Origin of the sequence: Bacillus sp. FJAT-18017 (assembly GCF_001278805.1) — a bacterium.
Classification (GTDB): domain Bacteria; phylum Bacillota; class Bacilli; order Bacillales; family Cytobacillaceae; genus Bacillus_D.
Genome location: NZ_CP012602.1, coordinates 1,274,190 through 1,294,107 on the forward strand (window position 1 = coordinate 1,274,190; position 19,918 = coordinate 1,294,107).

The 19,918-nt window shown below is 43.4% G+C and carries 7 protein-coding genes; 6 read left to right on the forward strand and 1 reads right to left on the reverse strand.

From position 1 onward, the window contains the following. The first annotated feature begins 33 nt into the window (after nt 1–33). From AM500_RS05800 to AM500_RS26040, 4 genes are all read left to right on the forward strand, one after another. Nucleotides 34–4,263 carry a tetratricopeptide repeat protein gene (locus AM500_RS05800; protein ID WP_053598385.1) on the forward strand — a complete coding sequence of 1,410 codons (4,230 nt, stop codon included), beginning with the start codon at nt 34–36 and terminating at the stop codon, nt 4,261–4,263. A gap of 559 nt (nt 4,264–4,822) precedes the next feature. Then, complete coding sequence (locus AM500_RS05805) at nt 4,823–6,028, forward strand: quaternary amine ABC transporter ATP-binding protein (protein ID WP_053598386.1); 1,206 nt, start codon at nt 4,823–4,825, stop codon at nt 6,026–6,028. A 4-nt stretch (nt 6,029–6,032) separates the two neighbouring features. Continuing rightward, entirely contained in the window at nt 6,033–7,760 is a 1,728-nt protein-coding gene (locus tag AM500_RS05810; protein WP_053598387.1) for a glycine betaine ABC transporter substrate-binding protein, read from the forward strand. Nucleotides 7,761–8,986: 1,226 nt separating this feature from the next. Continuing rightward, nucleotides 8,987–16,180 carry a 5'-nucleotidase C-terminal domain-containing protein gene (locus tag AM500_RS26040; RefSeq protein WP_053598388.1) on the forward strand — a complete coding sequence of 2,398 codons (7,194 nt, stop codon included), beginning with the start codon at nt 8,987–8,989 and terminating at the stop codon, nt 16,178–16,180. Nucleotides 16,181–16,346: 166 nt separating this feature from the next. Here the strand turns inward: AM500_RS26040 and pssA are convergent, their stop codons facing one another. Continuing rightward, nucleotides 16,347–17,105, reverse strand: coding sequence for a CDP-diacylglycerol--serine O-phosphatidyltransferase (gene pssA, locus AM500_RS05820; RefSeq protein ID WP_053598389.1), 759 nt, complete (start codon nt 17,103–17,105; stop codon nt 16,347–16,349). Nucleotides 17,106–17,614: 509 nt separating this feature from the next. On the opposite strand from pssA, the gene AM500_RS05825 reads away from it, so the two are divergent. Then, nucleotides 17,615–18,334, forward strand: a complete 720-nt coding sequence (locus tag AM500_RS05825; protein ID WP_053598390.1) for an SDR family oxidoreductase — start codon at nt 17,615–17,617, stop codon at nt 18,332–18,334. 131 nt (nt 18,335–18,465) lie between these two features. Next, nucleotides 18,466–19,911, forward strand: a complete 1,446-nt coding sequence (locus AM500_RS05830; RefSeq protein ID WP_053598391.1) for a PAS domain-containing sensor histidine kinase — start codon at nt 18,466–18,468, stop codon at nt 19,909–19,911. The last annotated feature ends 7 nt before the right edge of the window (nt 19,912–19,918 follow it).

The following is a 19,918-nucleotide window of genomic DNA, read 5'->3' on the forward strand; positions in this document are numbered from 1 at the left end:
AGGATGTGCAGCTTGAGGATGGTGGATAGGATAATGGTTTTGAAGGAGCTTTTGGAGAGGCGGGCGTATCGGGAGGCATTTGGCCTTTTGAATGCGGAGCTTGAGGAGCTGAAGGGGCAGCCGCTTTCGGTTGTGCGCAAGGCGCTTGATGATATTGGGACTGTAGATGAGTTTTATACGTTGATTAAGTTGGCGGATCGCGGGGCGATGTACCGGCTTGTTTCGATTCTGTCCCGGGCGGCGCATAAGCGCTTCAATACGCTGCAGACTGCTGTCTGGTATTGCGACGAGCTGCTCGATAGCGGCCGGGCTCTCGATGCCGAGGAGCTGATTGCGGGTTATATAGAAAAGGCGGAGAGGGATGCGGATACGCCTGCTGAGCATATGGAGCGGGCGCTGTTTTGCCGGGCTCGCTGTTTGATTGAAATGAAAAGGTTTTCCGAGGCTGAGGATGCCATGGAGAAGGTGAAGGCGTCTGCTGATGGTCGGAGTTGGGACAGGCTTGGGTTTTACAGCTTGTTGACGGGGGACAGGGATCAGGCTGAGGTGTATTTGAAGAAGGGTTTGGATGATCCTGAGCTTGATTATTTCTGCTATCTTATTCTCGCGAATGTTAAGGCGGTTAACGGGGAGCATGCGGAGTCGCTTGCAATTTTACAGGAGGCGAAGGGGCTGTTCCCGGACCTGCCAGCACTGCTTGTGGAGGAGTTGCGCAGGTATCGGGACCTGGGCGATGATGGCCGGATGCTTGCGGTGATGGATGAAATTGAACAGCTCGTCCCATTCCATTCAATGAAAGGTTATTTTGGGCATTTGCGGGCGGCGGCTCTTTACCGGAAGCAGGATGTTACCGGGCTTCGGGAGTATTTGCAAGAGGACCTGAAGAGTTCGGTGTTTTTTGGAGAAGCGCAGGATGATGGCAGCTGGAAGGAGCTGAAGATCACGCCGGTTGTCCAGAAAAATAATTTCTGTGTTCCGGCGGCGCTCGAGATGCTGTCAGGCTTCTACGGCCAGGGACGGAAGCAGGATGAGATTGCCCGGCATATTTTTGATGTGACCGGGTCAAAGCTTTCGAAAACGGTGGAGTATTTGGAATCGCTCGGGTTCGCTTGCAGGTATTTTGTCGGCGGCAAGGCCCGCTGGCAGGAGATGCTTGATGCGGATACGCTCGTTGTGCTCAGCATCGAGTCGGAGAACAGCCTGCACGTCCAGCTTTTGACCGGATATGATGACCGCTTCGGGATTTATCATATCCAGGATCCGAATTTGCTGGAGACTCTTTATTTGAAGCAGAAAGACGTTGAAGGGACGGCGGCGAATTCAAGCTTTTTATCGATAGCCGTCGTGCCGGGTGAAAGGGCGGCGCTGCTTGATGGGCTTGATTCCGTGGAGGATGCGTTCTTCCGGGAATTGTTCCGACTGTCCGACTTGATGGATGACGACGAAAAGGAATATAAGGATGCATTGCTCGGCTTTTTGAAAAAGAACAGCCACCAGCTTTATGCCCAGATGTTTGCGGTCAAGCGATTTTCCGGTGAAGGTGACTGGGCGTTTGTCAGGGAGTGCATTGAGCAGCTGGCTGAGGCTCAGCCGGAAAGTGATTTTGTAAAGCTTTACAGTGCCCAGGCCTTTTTGCAGCATGATGAGTTGGTTCGAGCGGAGGAGATGCTTGCCGGTGTTAAGGAGAAATCATCGAGTCCATTCTATCACTATCTTGCCGGACGGGCTGCCCAGCTTAGGGAAGATTACGGGAAAGCAGTGAGCCTGTACCGGACCGCGGTTCAAATGGATCCTGACCAGGATTATACATGGACGTATTTGGCTCACGCGTATCTGGATTCGAAACAGCCTGAGCTGGCGGTTGCTTTTTCGAAGATTGCAATGGAGGTTTCGCGGGAAGAACAGTTCACCTCTGTACATCATGCCGAAATTCTGGTGCAGGCTGACCGGGTTACGGAGGCGGAGGAACTGCTGGACAAGCTTTTGGCAGTGGATAAGCGGAATGCGTATTATTGGTATAAACGGGCGAAGCTTGACGAGCAGCGGGGCAGGATTGCCAGGGCGGTGCGTGGATACAGGGTTGTTGTCGGGCTAGAAAAAGAATTGCCGTTCGGCTATTTGGCGCTTGCGGATGTTTATGAGAATGAGCTTGCTGATTTGGATGCCGTGGAAGCTGTACTTGTTCAAGGGGTTCGTGAAGCGGATGTTCCGGAATTGTATGTGCGGCTCGGGGATTTTTACACCGGGCGGGAAGAGCTGGACAAGGCAGAGAAGGTTTATGCTGACTGTATGGAAAAGTTCGCTGATGAGCGGTATGCGTTTATCGGACATGCGAACGTGCTAGCCGCCCGTGGCAAGGTGGATGCGGCGGTTGAGTTTTTAGTCGGGTGCCGGGACCGGTTTGCGGAGGATAGCGAGTATTTGATCAATGGCGGCCGGATGATGGCTCGCTGGGCAACCGACAGACAGGATACGGATATGCTTGAAAAAGCATTGGGATTGTTTGAGGCGGGTTTTTCCTATATTTATGGCAATCTATCAGATGCGCTTGATATGTATGTAGATATTATCGTCGGAACACCTTGTTTGCTTCGCGGGATTGAATTTTTAGAGAAGAAGGTGGAGGCGGCTCCGGAAGATGCGCTCTATATGGTTTATTTAGGTGCTCTCTATGAATACGGGGATATGTATCCGGTGGCGATTTCGTATTACGAGAAGGCGATTTCGCTGAAGGAAGATTCGTTCCCATGGTTCCGTCTTGGAGAAACATATGTTAAGTGCGGACAGCCCGGGCTGGCAAGGGAGGCACTGGAGACAGCGCTCCGGCTCGATCCCGAGGTGGATGGTGCTTTATCCAGGCTTGCTGAGCTAGCGGCGATGGGAGGAAATTCAGAGCTGGAGGCTTCCTGGCTGCTGAAGCTCCTGGAGATTGCGCCGGAACGGGTTAATCTGGAGCGATTGAGTTCATTGCTGCATCCCGGGGATTTGGGGAACCTGGCTGGTACGCTGAAGGAGTTAGGGGAGCGTACCAATATTGATGAAGTCTGGCAACTGGATAGCCTCGCTTATGTATGGAGTGCCCTTGGTGATTTTGAGAAAGAAGCTGAATATTTGAAGGCTGCGGTTGAAGCGGCTGTTGCGGCGGATGGTGAAGAGAGGCCGGAATTGCGGCATCACCGGGCTAAGCTTGTCTTGAAGCGCGGGGCCTGGAAAGAGGCAGGGGTTCTTCTAAAAGAGCTGCTTGAGGAGTTTGGCGGCGAGGACGAGCTTTATGAGACATTGGTTTCGATGTATGTTGGGTCAGGAAAGTGGATGAAGGCGCCAGAGTTCCTGAAGGCATTGAATGTTGATAATGAGACGAAGAGTGTTATTTTTGCGAAGGCAGCAGAGGCGTTTGGAGATTATTATTCAAGTGTTGACTGGGAGGAAGAAAGTGGTTCAGGAGGCCGGTTTGCGGTTGGCCGCTTGTTTAGGACGATTAAGAGCAAGTCGAAGATGTTTATGATGATTGGCCTCGTAATTGATTTGTATACGACAGCGGCGAAGCTTGACTCTAAAAATATGCTGGCAGTGTTGAAGCTGGCTGAATTCCATGAGGGACTGCTTGATATTCCGGGTGCCAAAAAGGTTCTGCAGAATTACTTGGACAAGAATGGCTGGGATTCTGAAGTCGGTGAGCAGCTTGGGCTTCTTATCCTGAACTATGAGGAAAACGGTGAGGTCAAGAAAGACGATTTGCTTGAGGCACTCGGGCTTTTTGAGCGCTGCCTTGAGGACACAGAGAATAGCCCTCATTTTAAAAAGCTGATCGGGTTTGCCGAGTTTCAACTGGAAAATGGAACAAAAGCCGGGCGGCTGCTGCACCAGGCAATTGAAGAAGACCCGTATGCTGTCCGTGGTGAGGCATTTTATACACTCGGTGTGCTTTACGGCCAAAAAGGCAGGAACAGCAAGGCAGTTGAAATCCTTGAAGAAGGGATTCAGTACCACCCGTTTGACGTGGCACTTTATGTTGAGTTGGGCAATGCCTATGAAAGGCTGGGGAAAGTGGATGCCGCATTGGAATCGGCAGAGCGAGCCGTGGAACTTGACCCGGATAACCTAATGGCCCGCTACCGCCGGGCATGCTTCCTCGCATTAGCAGGCCGGGAACAAGAAGCTCGGGATGAATTAGCCTACGTCCTCCAACATGACCAAGACCGCGAATTCGCAGAACAAGCACAAGAAGAAAAAGCCTTTAGGGGAATTGAGATAGGGGTTTAGGGGTCAGACCCCTGTTGTGGACTTTTTGGTTATTTTGTCCGCGTGGGGAGGACATGGTTGGAATGCCTGTTTGATATCCTAAGGGTGGAGTGCGTTTGCCCATCCCTAAGTAAGACCTCGCCCCAATCCTTATTTTGGCGCAAAAAGTTTGTTAGAGTCAGACAAAATGCCTGCTCCATTTGCATGTGCAAAAGGGCAGGCATTTTGTGCTTTATTTTGGTTGAGGCAGTATACCAGGCTTCTGGTTTTACTTACTCAAGAGGAAGGGAGCGTCTCATGCTTCCTCCCAAAATTCATCTTTGATTATGTTTCTATGTAAAAATTTCCAGATCTTTCATAAATCTTAAGACGAGACATTTGTTTTCATTTCGTGTATAGTAGGAAAAGTCTTTTCTTAAGTACCAACTTTTTGTTATTATATAAATTGTTGGTTGTAGTCGTTTCCCCTTTTCCTCTATCCCCTTACGCACTTCTTTTTAAACTTTCCGGGGCAAATAAAGCGACAAAAAATGGAGAAACTAAATATGATATGGGCAATTTTATAAAATGAGGTGGTTTGATGAATCCCATAGTAGAAGTCAGGAATGTTTCCAAGATTTTTGGAAAATCACCTAAAGCAGCAATTGATTTGTTGAAGCAAGGCAAATCGAAAAAGGAAATCTTGAAACAGACAGGTCATACAGTTGGCGTGAAAAATGTCAGTTTCGAAATATACCCTGGTGAAATATTTGTGATCATGGGTTTGTCCGGAAGCGGAAAGTCCACGTTGATCCGGATGTTCAATAGGCTGATTGATCCTACAATAGGCGAGATTTTGATTGATAATGAAGATATCGTCAAGATGAATAGTGCCCGGTTAAGGGAAGTCAGACAGAAGAAAATCAGTATGGTTTTTCAAAACTTTGCTCTGTTCCCGCATAAAACGATCCTGGAGAATGCGGAGTATGGACTGGAAATCAAGAAGGTACCAGTGGAGGAACGGCGTGAAAAAGCGATGAAGGCTTTGGCAAGTGTCGGTCTAAAAGGTTATGAAAACCAACTTCCATCCCAATTGAGTGGGGGAATGCAGCAGAGGGTTGGACTTGCCCGGGCCCTTGCCAGCGATACGGATATCATCTTAATGGATGAAGCCTTTAGTGCTCTTGACCCGTTAATTCGAAAAGACATGCAGGATGAATTGATTGAAATTCAAGAACAATACAAGAAAACGATCATTTTCATTACCCATGACCTGGATGAGGCTTTAAGGATTGGGGACCGGATTGCTTTGATGAAGGACGGCAGCGTCATTCAGTTGGGCACACCAGAACAAATCATGATGCAGCCTGCCAATGAATTTGTTGAGAAATTCGTTGAAGATGTTGATTTATCCAAAGTTTTAACAGCATCACACGTAATGAAACGTCCTGAGAGAATCAGTGTTGACCGAGGTCCTCGTGTTGCGCTTGAAATTATGCGGAAACAAGGGTATTCCAGCATATTTGTCGTCGACCGCCATCGAAAACTTCTTGGGGCATTGACGGCAGAGCAAGCACGACAGGCAATCGACCAGAATCAGTCGATTTCTGAAGTAATGACAACCGACATTCCAACGGTTACCGAGGATACGTTATTGGCTGATCTCATGGATACGATGGCAACTTCAAGTCTGCCAATTTCCGTAATTGATGAAGAGAAAAGATTAAAAGGAATCGTTATTCGCGGAGCTGTCATTGGCGCTTTAGCCGGTAATAAGGATTCCCTGAACGAAATGGAGGGGGAATAATTATATGAATATGCCGAAAATCCCTCTTGGAAGTTGGATCGATTCTTTAGTAGAATGGATCACTGTAGCGTTTGCTGGATTGTTTGCGTTTATTACGACAGCGATTGATGGATTATTGGATCTTATCGTTAATGTATTAAGCGCAGGGCCTCCAATTGTATTAATCATCGTCCTAGCCCTTTTAGTGGCATATACGAGCAGATGGCCGTTAGGAATCTTTACGTTGGTCAGTTTGCTGTTAATCGATAATCTTGGATACTGGGAGTCAGCGATTCAAACACTTGCGATTGTATTAGTGTCGGGATTTCTGACAATCCTAATCGGGATTCCGATTGGAATTTGGTGTGCACAAAGTAAAACAGTGCAAAGGATCGTCACGCCAGTTTTAGACTTTATGCAAACAATGCCTGCATTTGTTTATTTGATTCCTTCAATCTTATTTTTCGGAATTGGAACCGTTCCGGGCATTATTGCTTCATTTATTTTCGCGATTGCACCAACGATTCGCATGACCAATCTTGGTATTCAGGAAGTACCTAAAGATCTGATTGAAGCGTCGGATGCGTTTGGTTCAACAAGCAGCCAAAAGCTGCTGAAAGTTCAATTGCCACTTGCCACTCCAACGATTTTGGCAGGGGTAAACCAGAGTATTATGCTGGCCCTGTCAATGGTTGTTACGGCTTCGTTAGTTGGCGCGCCTGGCCTTGGGGCAGATGTGTATCGGGCTGTCAGTCAAATTAACGTGGGCCAAGGATTTGAGGCAGGATTATCGATTGTTTTTATCGCGATTATCCTCGACCGGCTCACGCAAAACTTGCGCAAGCCGGCATATGGGCATGTCATTAAGGGAAGATATGTCGCTGCCATCCTAGCAGCACTTGTTGTAGGTACTATCCTTGTTCAAGGATTTGCCAAGGAAAATGCGGTTAAAGTCGATCCGAATTCGATAGGCGGCCAAACCAATTATGAAATCACCGGGATTGAACCTGGGGCCGGAATTATGGCACAGGCTAGCGATGGAATTTCCGAATATGGGTTGGATCAATGGAAAGTTATAGAAGGCTCTTCTGCAGCTATGTATGCTGAATTAGACAAAGCTTATAAGAAAAAGAAGCCGATTATTGTTACTGGCTGGGCACCACACTGGAAGTTTTCTAAATACGATTTGAAATTTCTTGAAGACCCAAATGGAGTATTCGGAGGGGTTGAAGGAATTCATACACTCGTAAGGAAAGGCCTCGAGCAGGATGCACCTGGCGCTTATAAAATCCTAGATCAATTTTCCTGGGAGACGGGCGATATGGAAGCAGTAATGGTCTATATCCAAGAAGGTTTGAGTCCAGAGGAAGCCGCTGAAAAATGGATATCTGAAAATCAGGATCTAGTAGCGAAGTGGACAAACGGAGCCCAGAAAGGTAATGGAGAACCAATCAACCTTGTCTATGTTGCCTGGGATACAGAGATCGCCAGTACGAATGTCATTGGCAAAGTACTTGAACAAAATGGCTTCAAGGTCACACTCAGCCAGGTAGAAGTCGGCCCGATGTTTGCCGGTGTTGCCAACGGAAGTTCCGATGCGATGGTTGCAGCCTGGCTGCCAAGTACCCATGTCGAATATTATAATACGTATAAGGACGATCTCGTTGATCTTGGACTAAACCTTCAAGGAACAAGAAATGGATTAGTCGTACCTGAGTACGTTGACATTAATTCAATTGAGGACTTGAAATAGGTTAGGTTATAGTAGAGTGACTTCAGATTTGACGGTACCTCTGTTTAAAGGGGCTGCTTAATGGGCTAGTAAAAGGGACCTCCATAATAGTAAGTAGTTCCAATACCGTGGGGTCCGAAACTAAATGGAAAATAAAAAACCATAATCATTAACAAAAAAGGCTTGAGGAATTAACCTCAAGCTTTTTTTGTGTGTAAAGCGTTTATTAGTTCTTTGAGTAAAAGTATAAACGTCTATTTGATATGGTTCTTCCCAATCGTCCTCAGGTCATCAATGCAGGAAGCCTCGTGTGCGAAGACGAATACTGTCCCTAAATCGACTATAAGGGAAAGTGAACGGTTTTTTTGTAGTATCCTCTTCTATTATTCCCGCAACGATTTTAAGAACATTTATACTTCGGCATATTTTTACAAGAAATTAATAGTAGATTAATAATAAAACTATACAATTTGATAGAAAAGGTAGATAAGAAACATGAGTAATTGCTATAAATTGGCATAATGGTTTATGCACCAAAGTTTGTTTGTAAGCCTTTACTTAAGGAAAAAGATGGCTTAAACTAAAAATGGTGAATTTAAGCACAATTGGAATTAATCGAAATTAGGTATAAAAGTCAATAAAAGGGCGAATTCTTTTTTAAAAATAAGAGTCGCAGAGTTTGACTTTTTTCACCAAATACTTAATTGACATTAGTAATAGGGAGAGGGTGTACATAAAAGACATGGGATTTTAGGGTACATCCTTTTTTTGAGGTGTAAAATTTGTGGCGCGATACCATTTAGGTTTACCTATGGTATTTTGAATAATATTAAATAGTAGAAATAGGGGGAGATAGAGTAGTACTAGACTTGATGATTTAAAGGGTTAACTGGAACAATGTAAAAAATCATGTGTTGAATCAGCGTAATTAAGCTCTTGAATTCTAAGGACGGTCATGCTAACTGTCCAACAGATTGCAATTTCATGTACTGAACTAAATACAGTTCTTCTAATGATTTACAAAGATTCTAAAAAGGGGTTCAGAAGAAAGTTATAGTCGTATAGTGGTAAGCGCGCTGCTTCAGGAAATTAATATTCTTGGTCTATCAATCGGGTTTTAGAGTTTAAGATTACTTAGGTAATAGACTTCGCATTGAATTTACCCAGAAACAAAAAAGATAAACATGACAAACGCAATTCCACACATGAGATTTAGATTTATAATACGATCCAAAAGGGAGAGAAATATGAGACCTAGATTAAAAAAGAAACTTTTACCGGTCATACTAGTATTTAGTTTAGTATTTTCCAGCTTCCTGGCTAATTTTGCGCCTGTTGTAAGCGCGGCAGAAGCAGCGTTTACTAATCTAATTATTTCTCAATATGTTGAACCGAATGGCGGAAACGGTAAGGTTGTTGAGATTTATAATGGAACTGCAAACTCTGTTGACTTATCAGGTTATACCATTGAGCAATACAACAATGGACAAGCCAAGGGCGGAAGTTACATCTTAGCTTTAACGGGTACATTACAGCCTGGGAAAACTGCTGTAATTTATAATGGCGCCTTAGAAAATAGTACAGATACTAATTATACAGCTTTTAATGCAGTGAAAGATGCTGCCACTGAAGGAAATCTCTTCATTAAGGATTCAAGCAGTTTAACCCAATTCAATGGAAATGATCCAATTGTTTTAAAACATAATGGAACAATTATTGACTCTTTAGGTAAACAAACTGCTACTTCAGGTCCTGACTTTGCTGCTAATGCAACACTTGTCCGTGAGTCTTCTGTAGTTACTGGAGATACTAATTTAGCAGATGAGGTTACTCTCGACGGCCAATGGTTTAAATTAGCTGCAAACACTTACGATGGTTTAGGTTCTCACCCGAATGACAACCTGAAACCCGAACCACCTAAAGAGCAGCCAATTAAAATTGCAGATGCTCGTAAAGCGGCTTTAAACAGTACTGTAACAATAGAAGGAATCGCGACTTCCCATACTGGCCTTTGGGGCGGCGACTCATTCTATATGCAGGATGATACTGCCGGTATGTTTATCTATAATAGTCCGCAAAATGTTAAACCGGGTGACAAAGTAAAATTAACCGGTGAATTGATTACATACCAAGGTGAGCTCGAGGTAAAACCAACAAGTCTTGTGATTGTTTCCTCTGGCAATCCTCTTCCAGCAGCCCAGTCTGTTAAGGCAGTAGATGAAACTACACAAGCTGAATTGCTTAAGCTTGAAAATGTAGAAATCACTGAATTAACTAAAGATGGGTATGGAACCGTTCTTTTCAATGCATTGTTTGAAAGCGGAGAAAAAGTCAGGGTTATCCATGACAATCGGACAGGCTCCAATTTTGACGAATTCGTTAAGCATTATAAAGAAGGCGATAAGGTTCATATTGTTGGACTTGGTTCTATTAATGATGGTGGCTTCCACTTAAAGACTACTGGTCTAGATAGCTATGATTTGGTTAACAAGCCTGCCGTTTATGCAACACAAACACAAGGTGTTGTTCCAGCTGGCACTAAGATTGAATTGAAGTCCGGCGTTGAAGGAGCAGAAATTCACTACACAACAGATGGTACAACTCCAACTGTAGAAAGCGCAAAATATGTTGAGCCAATTGCATTGCAAACAGGTGAAACTACTATTAAAGCCATTGCGGTTACAAACGGTACTGCAAGTGAAGTATTCAGCTTTACGTATAAAATCCTTGATACTACTGGCGCTAAAATCCATGATATCCAAGGAAAAGGACATGTCTCCGATTTTGCTGGAGCTTCTGTTACCAACATTACTGGTATTGTAACTCACGTATTCGGTTCAAGCAGTTTTGTTATGCAAGATGCTACAGGTGATAACGATCCTGCGACTTCAGAAGCAATTGAAGTAAACAAATCCGCTCATGGCGTTGCTGTTGGTGACCAAGTATCTGTAAACGGAACTATTACAGAATCTGGCGGTGGTGCGAACCTATCCACAACACGAATTTCCGCAACTGCTGTTACCAAAACAAGTGACACTAAAGCGGAACTGCCTGCACCACTTGTTGTTGGAAAAGATATTACCCCTCCAAACAAGGTTATTGACAATGATATGATGCAATCATTTGATCCAGCAGAAGATGGCATCGACTTCTGGGAGTCCGTTGAATACATGCGCGTTTCGTTCCCGGATGCGCTTGTCGTTGGACCTCCATACAATAGGGATGTTCCAATCATTGTTGAAAGCACGACAAATAACGAATTGAATTCACTCGGGGGATTGAATATCGCAGCTGACGATTACAATCCTGAAAAAGTCTTCCTGGACAATGCTGGCGAGGATTTCCGTTCCGGCGACCGCTTTGATGGCGATGTTATCGGTATCCTTACGTATTCAAGCGCTGGCTATCAGGTAGTTGCTGACAAAACTCTAGGTTTGCCGACTTTAATCAAAGCAGAATTGAAACAAGAAGTTACTCATATTGAAAAAGCGGACGGAAAACTTACTGTTGCTTCTTACAATGTTGAAAACTTCTCTAACAACACATCAAACACACCTGATGCAAAGGTTGCTAAGATTGCAAAGACCTTTGTTGACAATATGAAGTCACCAGACATTATAACTCTAGTGGAAGTACAAGATAATGATGGCGAAACAAATTCCGGCAATGCCGATGCTTCACAAAGCTATCAGCGTTTAATTAATGCAATTGTTGCTGCTGGTGGCCCGACTTATAAATGGACCGATGTTGAGCCTGTAAACAACACAAGCGGCGGCGCTCCTGGCGGCAATATCCGCGTTGGGTACTTGTACAACCCTGAACGTGTATCTTTGGTTCCAGGCACTAGAGGCGGAGGTACAGAGGCTAATGCCTGGACAGCAAACGGAAACTTAACGCTTAACCCTGGATTTGTTAATCCTTCTGTATACTCGGATACTCGTAAACCGATTGCTGCAGAATTCGAATTCCAAGGAGAGCGCGTCGTAGTAATTGGTGCCCACTTGAATTCAAAAGGCGGAGACCAATCACTGTGGGGCTCAAACCAGCCTCCTAAATTAGGTTCTGAAGCTGAACGTATTAAATTGGCAACAGAAATCAATAATTTTATAAAAGCAGGCCTTGCAAAAAATCCTGCCCTGAATGTTGTTGTTGCTGGAGACATCAATGATTTTGAATTCACACCGGCACTTAAGGCTTTAAAGGGCAATGTTCTAACAAATATGGTTGATAAAGTTCCTGCTGCAGACCGTTTCTCTTACTTCTTCCAAGGAAACAACCAGGTTCTAGATCATATTTTAGTATCAAATAATCTAGTCCATGCTACTAAAGCTGATATGATTCATATCAATGCAAACTTTACTGAAGCACAAGGACAAGCATCTGACCATGACCCTGTGTTAGTTCAGATTGACTTAGCTGATAAATATGACTTAACAATTATGCATACGAATGACACGCATGCTGCTTTGGATAATATGCCAAAGACAGTCACTGCACTGAAAGATGCAAGAAAAACTTATCCTGATTCACTTCTTCTTCATGCGGGGGATGCCTTCACTGGAACATTGTATTTCAATGAATTCCAGGGTAAAGCTGACCTGGCTTTGATGAACTTAATGGGCTTTGACGCCATGACGTTTGGGAACCATGAATTTGATCTAGGTTCTTCACAAGAAGGGCATGAAGCATTGGCTGACTTTATTAAAGGGGCACAATTCCCGTTTGTAAGTGCAAACGTAGATTTCTCTAAAGATAGCAAATTCGAAGGCATCTTCAATGATTCTATTGAAACAGCTTTTGAAAACGGCGAAATTTACAATGGCATCATTAAAGAGGTAAACGGCGAGAAGGTTGGTATCTTCGGCTTGACAACAGAAGAAACCGCTGATATTTCAAGCCCTGGCTCCATTGAGTTCGAAACCTACCTTGCTGAAGCTGAAAAAACTGTAGCAGCTCTTGAAGCAAAAGGTGTTAACCGAATTGTGGCTTTGACTCATATTGGTTACGACGATGCAGCAGCAGTCGATAATGACCTCGAGCTTGCTAAACAAGTAGAAGGTATTGACGTGATTGTTGGCGGGCATACGCATACTGCCTTGGCAAAACCTACTGTAGTAGATCCAAATGGAACTCCTACTGTAATCGTTCAAACAGGTAACTCCAACTCAAACCTTGGCGTTTTGAACGTAGAATTTGATGAAAATGGTTTAGTAACATCCCATAATGGACAATTAATTGAAATTAAATCTCAAGCTGCTGATAAAGAAGCAGCAGACCTTTTGGCACCATATAGAACGCAAGTTGAAGCCGTTTCCCAGAAAGAAATCGGCGTAACAACTGACAAAGATTTGGAAACTCCACGAACAAACGGTGATAATACAAAACCAAGTGTACGTAAAAACGAAACAATTCTTGGTAATTTGATTACAGATGCTATGCTTGAAAAAGCGAAATCCTTCACTGGTAAAAACGTTATCATGGCGCTTCAAAACGGTGGCGGTATCCGCGCAGCCATTCCTGCTGGGCCAATCACTGTTGGTGAGGTAATCACTGTACTGCCATTCAACAATACTCTTGCTACGATGGAAGTAACAGGTGCCGAGCTGAAGGAAGCTTTCGAAACTTCTGTTGGATCATACCCTGCAGAAAACGGTGGATTCCTGCATGTAGCTGGCGGTAAGGTAAAATTCGATTCTACACAACCGAAAGGTAAGCGTGTAGTATCCGTATCTTATCTTGATGCAAATGGAAAGTATGTAAAAGTTCAGGATGATGCGAAGTACACTATCGCAACAAATGCTTTTACAGCTAAAGGCGGCGATGGCTATGATGTTTTTGCAAAAGCCTATGCAGAAGGCCGTGTAACTGACCTTGGCCTATCTGATTGGGAAAACTTCCGTGATCATTTAGTAAGTATTGGTTCTGAAGGAATCCCGACTGAAACTGAACGCAGAATCGTTGATGTTGTAGGCGAATTTGACTTAACGGTCATGCATACAAATGATGTCCATTCTGCGCTTGAAAATATGCCGAAGACAGTAACTGCTGTTAAAGAAGTTAGGCAGCAAAGTGCTAATTCACTTCTTCTTCACGCTGGTGACCAATTCACAGGTACCTTGTATTTCAATGAATTCCTTGGTGCTGCTGATTTGGCTATCCTGAAGTTGATGGGCTTTGATGCAATGACTTTCGGCAACCATGAATTTGACCTTGGCTCTTCAAATGATGGCCATCAAAAATTGGCTGATTTTATCAAGGGAGCGAACTTCCCATTTGTAAGTGCAAACGTTGATTTCTCCAAGGACGCTAAATTCGAAGGAATCTTCAATGATTCTATCGAAGCAGCTTACGTAAATGGTGAAATTTACAATGGAATTGTTAAGGATGTAAATGGTGAGAAAGTCGGTATCTTTGGTTTAACAACTGAGGAAACAGCTGACATTTCAAGCCCAGGCTCTATCGCATTCGAAAATTACATTCTAGAAGCAGAAAAAACTGTGCAATCTTTAGAAGCACAGGGGGTTAACAAAATCATCGCATTAACTCACATTGGTTATGATGACAATGAAGCAATCGATAATGATTTGACCCTTGCTGAAGAAGTTGAAGGTATTGACGTAATTGTAGGCGGACATAGCCATACTGCACTGAAAGAAGCAAAAGTAGTTGCAGCGGATGAGACCCCTACAGTAATCGTTCAAACAGGCAATGCCAACGCTAACCTTGGCGTACTTGATGTAACATTTGACCAAAATGGTGTTGTGGTTGAAAACAATGGCCGTCTGATTGCAATCGGCTCACAAGATGCTGATCAAGAAGCGGTTGATGTCCTGGCGCCATACAAAGCTCAGGTTGATGCTGTTGCTAAAGAAGAAATCGGCGTATCAGCACCAATCGCATTAGAAAACCCACGTACAAATGGCGATGATACAAAACCAAGTGTACGTAAAAACGAAACAATTCTTGGTAACTTGATTACCGACGGTATGCTCGAAAAAGCCAGAGAATTCACAAAGAAGGACATCATCATGGCCCTTCAAAATGGCGGTGGAATCCGTGCCGCAATCGATGCTGGCCCGATCACTGTTGGTGAAGTAATAGGCGTACTGCCATTTGGCAACACGCTTGCAACAATGGAAGTAACAGGAGCCGAACTTAAGCAGGCATTTGAAACATCTTTAAGCAGATATCCAGGTGAAAACGGCGGATTCTTGCATATTGCTGGTGGTAAAGTCGAATTCGATTCTACAAAACCAGTTGGTCAGCGCGTTGTATCTGTATCTTATCTTGATGCAAATGGTAAATATGTAAAGCTTCAAGATGATGTGAAATACACTGTAGCTACTAACGCCTTCACAGCTAAAGGCGGCGACGGTTATGACGTATTCGCAAAAGCGTATGCAGAAGGCCGTGTAACAGACCTAGGTCTTTCCGATTGGGAAAACTTCCGTGACCATCTAGTAAGCATCGGCAGCGAAGGCATCCCTACTAAAGTTGAGGGTCGAATTGTTGATGTAAGTGTGGACCCAGGTGAAGATCCAGGCGAAGATCCAGGCGAAGACCCTGGTGAAGACCCAGGTGAAGATCCAGGTGATGACCCAGGTAAAGACCCAGGTAAAGACCCAGGTAAAGACCCAGGAAACAAACCAGGTGACAATCCAGGTAATAAACCGGGAGAAAATCCAGGCAATAAACCGGGAGAAAATCCAGTCGGAACTCCAGGGAATAAGCCGGGTGAAAAACCGGGTAATAAACCAGGTGAAAAACCAGGAAATAAACCAGGCAAAGAAATTAAAGTGCCAGCAGCTAAAGAGGGTAACAAGTATAAAATTGATGAAGAGGCACTTAAAGATCTTGAAGATGGAGCAATAGTAGTTGTTGAAGTTAAAGATAAGAATAATGCAACATTGACACTTACTAAAGACCAAATTCAAGCTTTGAAGGATGCGGGCGCTTCAATTGAAGTGCGAAATGGAAATGTTGATGTACTAATTCCAGCTTCTATCCTTCCATTAGTAGAAAACCTGGATATTAAAGTGAAGAAAATGGATGTAAAAGGTTCACTGGGAGTTTACGATTTTACAATTGAAGCAGATGGAAAATCATACCATGAATTCAACGGTAAAGTTAAACTTACATTCAAAGTTGATCCGAAACAAATTAAAAATCCTAACAATGTAAAAGTTTATTATTGGAATGAAGAAGAAGGAAAATGGGAACTGATTGGCGGAGAATACAAAAATGGTGAAGTATCTGTATATACTGATCACTTTAGTACGTTTGGGGTATTCGAGACAGCACCAACTTCTTCCATGGTCCCAACTCATCAACTTCCTGACACTGCAACAAACAATTTTAACATTGTACTTGCTGGGTTCATGTTACTTCTCTTAGGTGGGGTTTTATACTTCATTCAAAGAAGAAAAACCAGCTCAAATTAATTAGTAATTATGGAAAAAGGGCGTGCCCGATTTGGTGCACGCCTTTTTCTGTTAATGTCCAGCCATAAAAAAGAAGCAGAGCGGACTCTGCTTCTTTTAATTTTGCATTTGGCAAACGAACCATCCCAAATTAGCACCATTAGCGGGACTGACAAACCGGAGAACCTTACTTGGTCTTTTTTTGTTTTTTGCGTTTGCGGATTTTGAATTTCTTGATTCGAATTCCGCGGATTGGCATCCATTTAATTTCCTTTTCCCGAACAAAGCGGAAGACGAGAAATACGATGTACATGGCAAGTGCGATCCAGAAGAAGACTGGTATGCTTTCCAGTTTTACTTTTGCGGCCCAATACATCATATAGAAGATAAAGGCTGTAATAATGACGCCGTACCGTGGTAGCGGGATTTTTTTGAAGCTTGGAATTTTAAGTGTACTGGCCATCAAATAACATAAAAGAATGTAAATAATTGCAAACAAGAGAACTGGGATACTGTTGTGAAACAAAATCAAAAACGTTACAAGGCCGCCGGCAAATGTGATTGGAACCCCTTGAAAATGATTTAATGACACATCTGACTGAGTAAGGTTGAACCGCGCGAGCCTGTAGGCGCCGAATAATGGGAAAGCCCCGGCTAGCACGAGGCCAGTCATCCCGAAATCAGCGAAGTACGTATTAATCGCCAAATACGCTGGTACCACACCAAAGGACACGATGTCCGCAAGTGAGTCCAATTCTTTCCCGAATTCATTGGATACGCCGAGAATCCGCGCAACCCTTCCATCCAATGCATCGAGCATCATCGCGATAAAAATCAGGATTGTCGCGTTTCTAATATCCCCGTGCATGATATACCCTATCGCAAGGAACCCGCAGAAAAGGTTTCCGAAAGTCAGTGCGTTGGGAATAAATCGTTTCTTTGACATGGTTGTCACCCTCTAGTTAAAGTACTTTCATTTTATCATTGAATTACTCATTTACCACCTTGGATATGCAGGGGAAACATTGTTATGCTTCATGTAATTATGTAGAATGGACTCTTTATTCATTTCCTTATCCCGTCTTGCTAAACAACCTAAATTCTTCTTAATGTTTCTATCCCCTTACAGCCCCTGAACAAACCCCACGCTTGACTTTATTATAACAGGTTTCAGAAACTGTTCACCTTCAAAAATAAAAGAAGCAGGGCAACTGCTTATTTTATTTTGCCCTCCTCTTTGACGGAACCAGCCTGAACATGGATACAGGCGCAGGTACGCTTATGCTGGATAATCTGAGCATCGAAGAGATTCCTCCAGGCCTGGCCTATAATGATTCAGCATTTCAAAAAAATGAAGACTAACAAGTAAAAAAATTGTGCTGACCCGTCTAATTGATGGGTCCGCACGTACTTTTTAGGGTACTATTTTTAAAAAGAAGAGGGAGTGTGTTTAAAATGGCTAGAGTTGTTTTGGTAACAGGAGCTAACCGCGGACTTGGCCTTGGATTGGTCCGACAGTTGTTGGAAAAGGGCTGCATGGTGTTTGCAGGAATTAGGGGTGAAGCTTCATCTGAATTGGAGCAACTGAAGGCTGCATATTCGAATCATCTGGAAATCGTTGCAATTGATGTAACCGACAGTAAAATTATTGAGGAGGCCAAAGTCCGGGTTGAAGCGAGATCTAGTAAACTCGATTGGCTGATTAATAACGCGGCAATCCTTGGGGATACCAGAGCGACCGTACTTGACACCATGAATTTTGAAGACATGATGAGTGTATTCGATACGAATACGCTGGGGCCAATTCGCGTTACCAATACCTTTCTTCCGTTGCTTTTAAAAAGCAAAACCAAGCTGATTGTAAACATCTCATCGGAGGCAGGAAGCGTAGCGGATTGCCATCGGATCAACAACTTCGGCTATTGCATGTCTAAGTCGGCTCTCAATATGCAGTCTGCATTAGTACATAATCGGTTGAAGGAATTTGGTGGGGGTGTTCTAATCCTTCACCCTGGCTGGGTCCAAACGTATATGCAGGGGAAACTGGATACAGCCGCACCACTAACCGCCGACGAATCCGCCAGCAAGCTCATTGCGCTCGCAGAACAATATGAATATGTAAGAGAAGCCAAGCCCCTATTTCTGGATTACCTCGGAAATCGGCTGCAGTGGTAAAATGTTGAAATGGGTGCCTTTCTCGCCTGCCAGAACCGTGTTGCCAAAATTCAAAAAATAATTCAAAATATTTTTTCAAAATAGATTATAATTAACTCATATTGGACTGCCATTTATGTAGGAGGAAATATATGAGTGTTGAACCTGAACTTCTGGGCTTTCCGGAGGGTATATCATTTGCACTTGATGAAACGATTGCTTTGTCCATGACAGATTCAACAGGGAAGTTTGTTTACGTCAATGATGCTTTTTGTATTTTATCCAAGTACTCAAGGGATGAACTTCTTGGAAAACGTCATGATATGTTAAATTCCGACTATCATTCCGATCATTTTTTTCAAGAGGTATTGCAAACAATACAATCGGGGGCAAAATGGAAAGGTGTTATACGAAATAAAGCTAAAGATGGCAGTATTTATTGGGTACAGGATAAAATTATTCCCCAAATTGGAAAAGACGGCATTCCCGAAAGTTACATATGCATAAGTAGGGATATAACTGAGCTTATGTTCAAAGAAGAAAATTTAAAAATTAGCTTGAATTCATTATGTTCAATCGCCACAGCGCTCAATGAGTCTTCCATTATTGTAATACTTGATCCTGATGGAAAAATTACCTACGCTAATGATCATTACTGCGATATTTCCAAATACAGTAAAGAAGAGCTTGTAGGGGAAAAGCAAAGTATCCTGAATTCAGGACTCCATCCGGAATCCTTTTTTAAAAATATTTGGAAGGTTATCAATCAGGGGAAGGTCTGGAAGGGAGAAATTTTTAAGAAGGCAAAAGATGGCTCCTTTTATTGGATTTATTCAACGATTGTTCCAGTGCAGTCTTCGGATGGCAAAATCAAAAACTTTGTGGAGATTAGCCACGATATTACATCTAGGAAAAAGTCTGAGGAAATGCTGATGAGAACCGAGAAATTATCGGTGATTGGGGAATTGGCCGCAGGGGTTGCTCATGAAATCCGAAATCCTCTCACTTCACTCCGTGGTTTCGCTAGGCTTCTAAAGGAAAACAACACGATTAACCGCGATATGTATTTGGATATTATCATAGATGAAATTGAACGAATTAATCATATTGTCAATGACTTTATGGTGCTGGCCAAGCCGTATGTTGCCGAGTTTAAAGAAAAGAAAATCCTCCCTATCGTGATGCAGGTGATCTCACTGCTTGAATCGGAATGCCATTTAAATAACATCCAAATTCACCTGATTTATCAGGAGAGTTTTGACGAGGTTACAGTCCTATGCGATCAGCATCAATTAAAACAAGTATTTTTAAATCTAATAAAAAATGGAATTGAAGCCATGCCAAAAGGTGGGGATATACATGTTTCCCTAACCATTGATGATGAGAATGTCTGCATCGACATAAAAGACAATGGCCTTGGCATGTCAGAACAAATGATTAAAAGAATTGGCGAGCCATTCTACTCCACAAAGGAACAAGGAACCGGCCTTGGACTCATGGTCAGCTTTAACATCATTCAAAACCACAAAGGGACCATAAACGTAACAAGCCAACCCGACCAAGGCACAAACTTCCGAATTCAGCTCCCAAAGAGCTAAATAAAGA

Excerpts from the sequence above, each read along its gene's own strand:
- AM500_RS05800 (WP_053598385.1), top strand. The coding sequence starts at position 34 with ATGGTTTTGAAGGAGCTTTTGGAGAGGCGGGCGTATCGGGAGGCATTT.
- AM500_RS05805 (WP_053598386.1), top strand. The coding sequence starts at position 4,823 with ATGAATCCCATAGTAGAAGTCAGGAATGTTTCCAAGATTTTTGGAAAA.
- AM500_RS05810 (WP_053598387.1), top strand. The coding sequence starts at position 6,033 with ATGAATATGCCGAAAATCCCTCTTGGAAGTTGGATCGATTCTTTAGTA.
- AM500_RS26040 (WP_053598388.1), top strand. The coding sequence starts at position 8,987 with ATGAGACCTAGATTAAAAAAGAAACTTTTACCGGTCATACTAGTATTT.
- pssA (WP_053598389.1), bottom strand. The coding sequence starts at position 17,105 with ATGTCAAAGAAACGATTTATTCCCAACGCACTGACTTTCGGAAACCTT.
- AM500_RS05825 (WP_053598390.1), top strand. The coding sequence starts at position 17,615 with ATGGCTAGAGTTGTTTTGGTAACAGGAGCTAACCGCGGACTTGGCCTT.
- AM500_RS05830 (WP_053598391.1), top strand. The coding sequence starts at position 18,466 with ATGAGTGTTGAACCTGAACTTCTGGGCTTTCCGGAGGGTATATCATTT.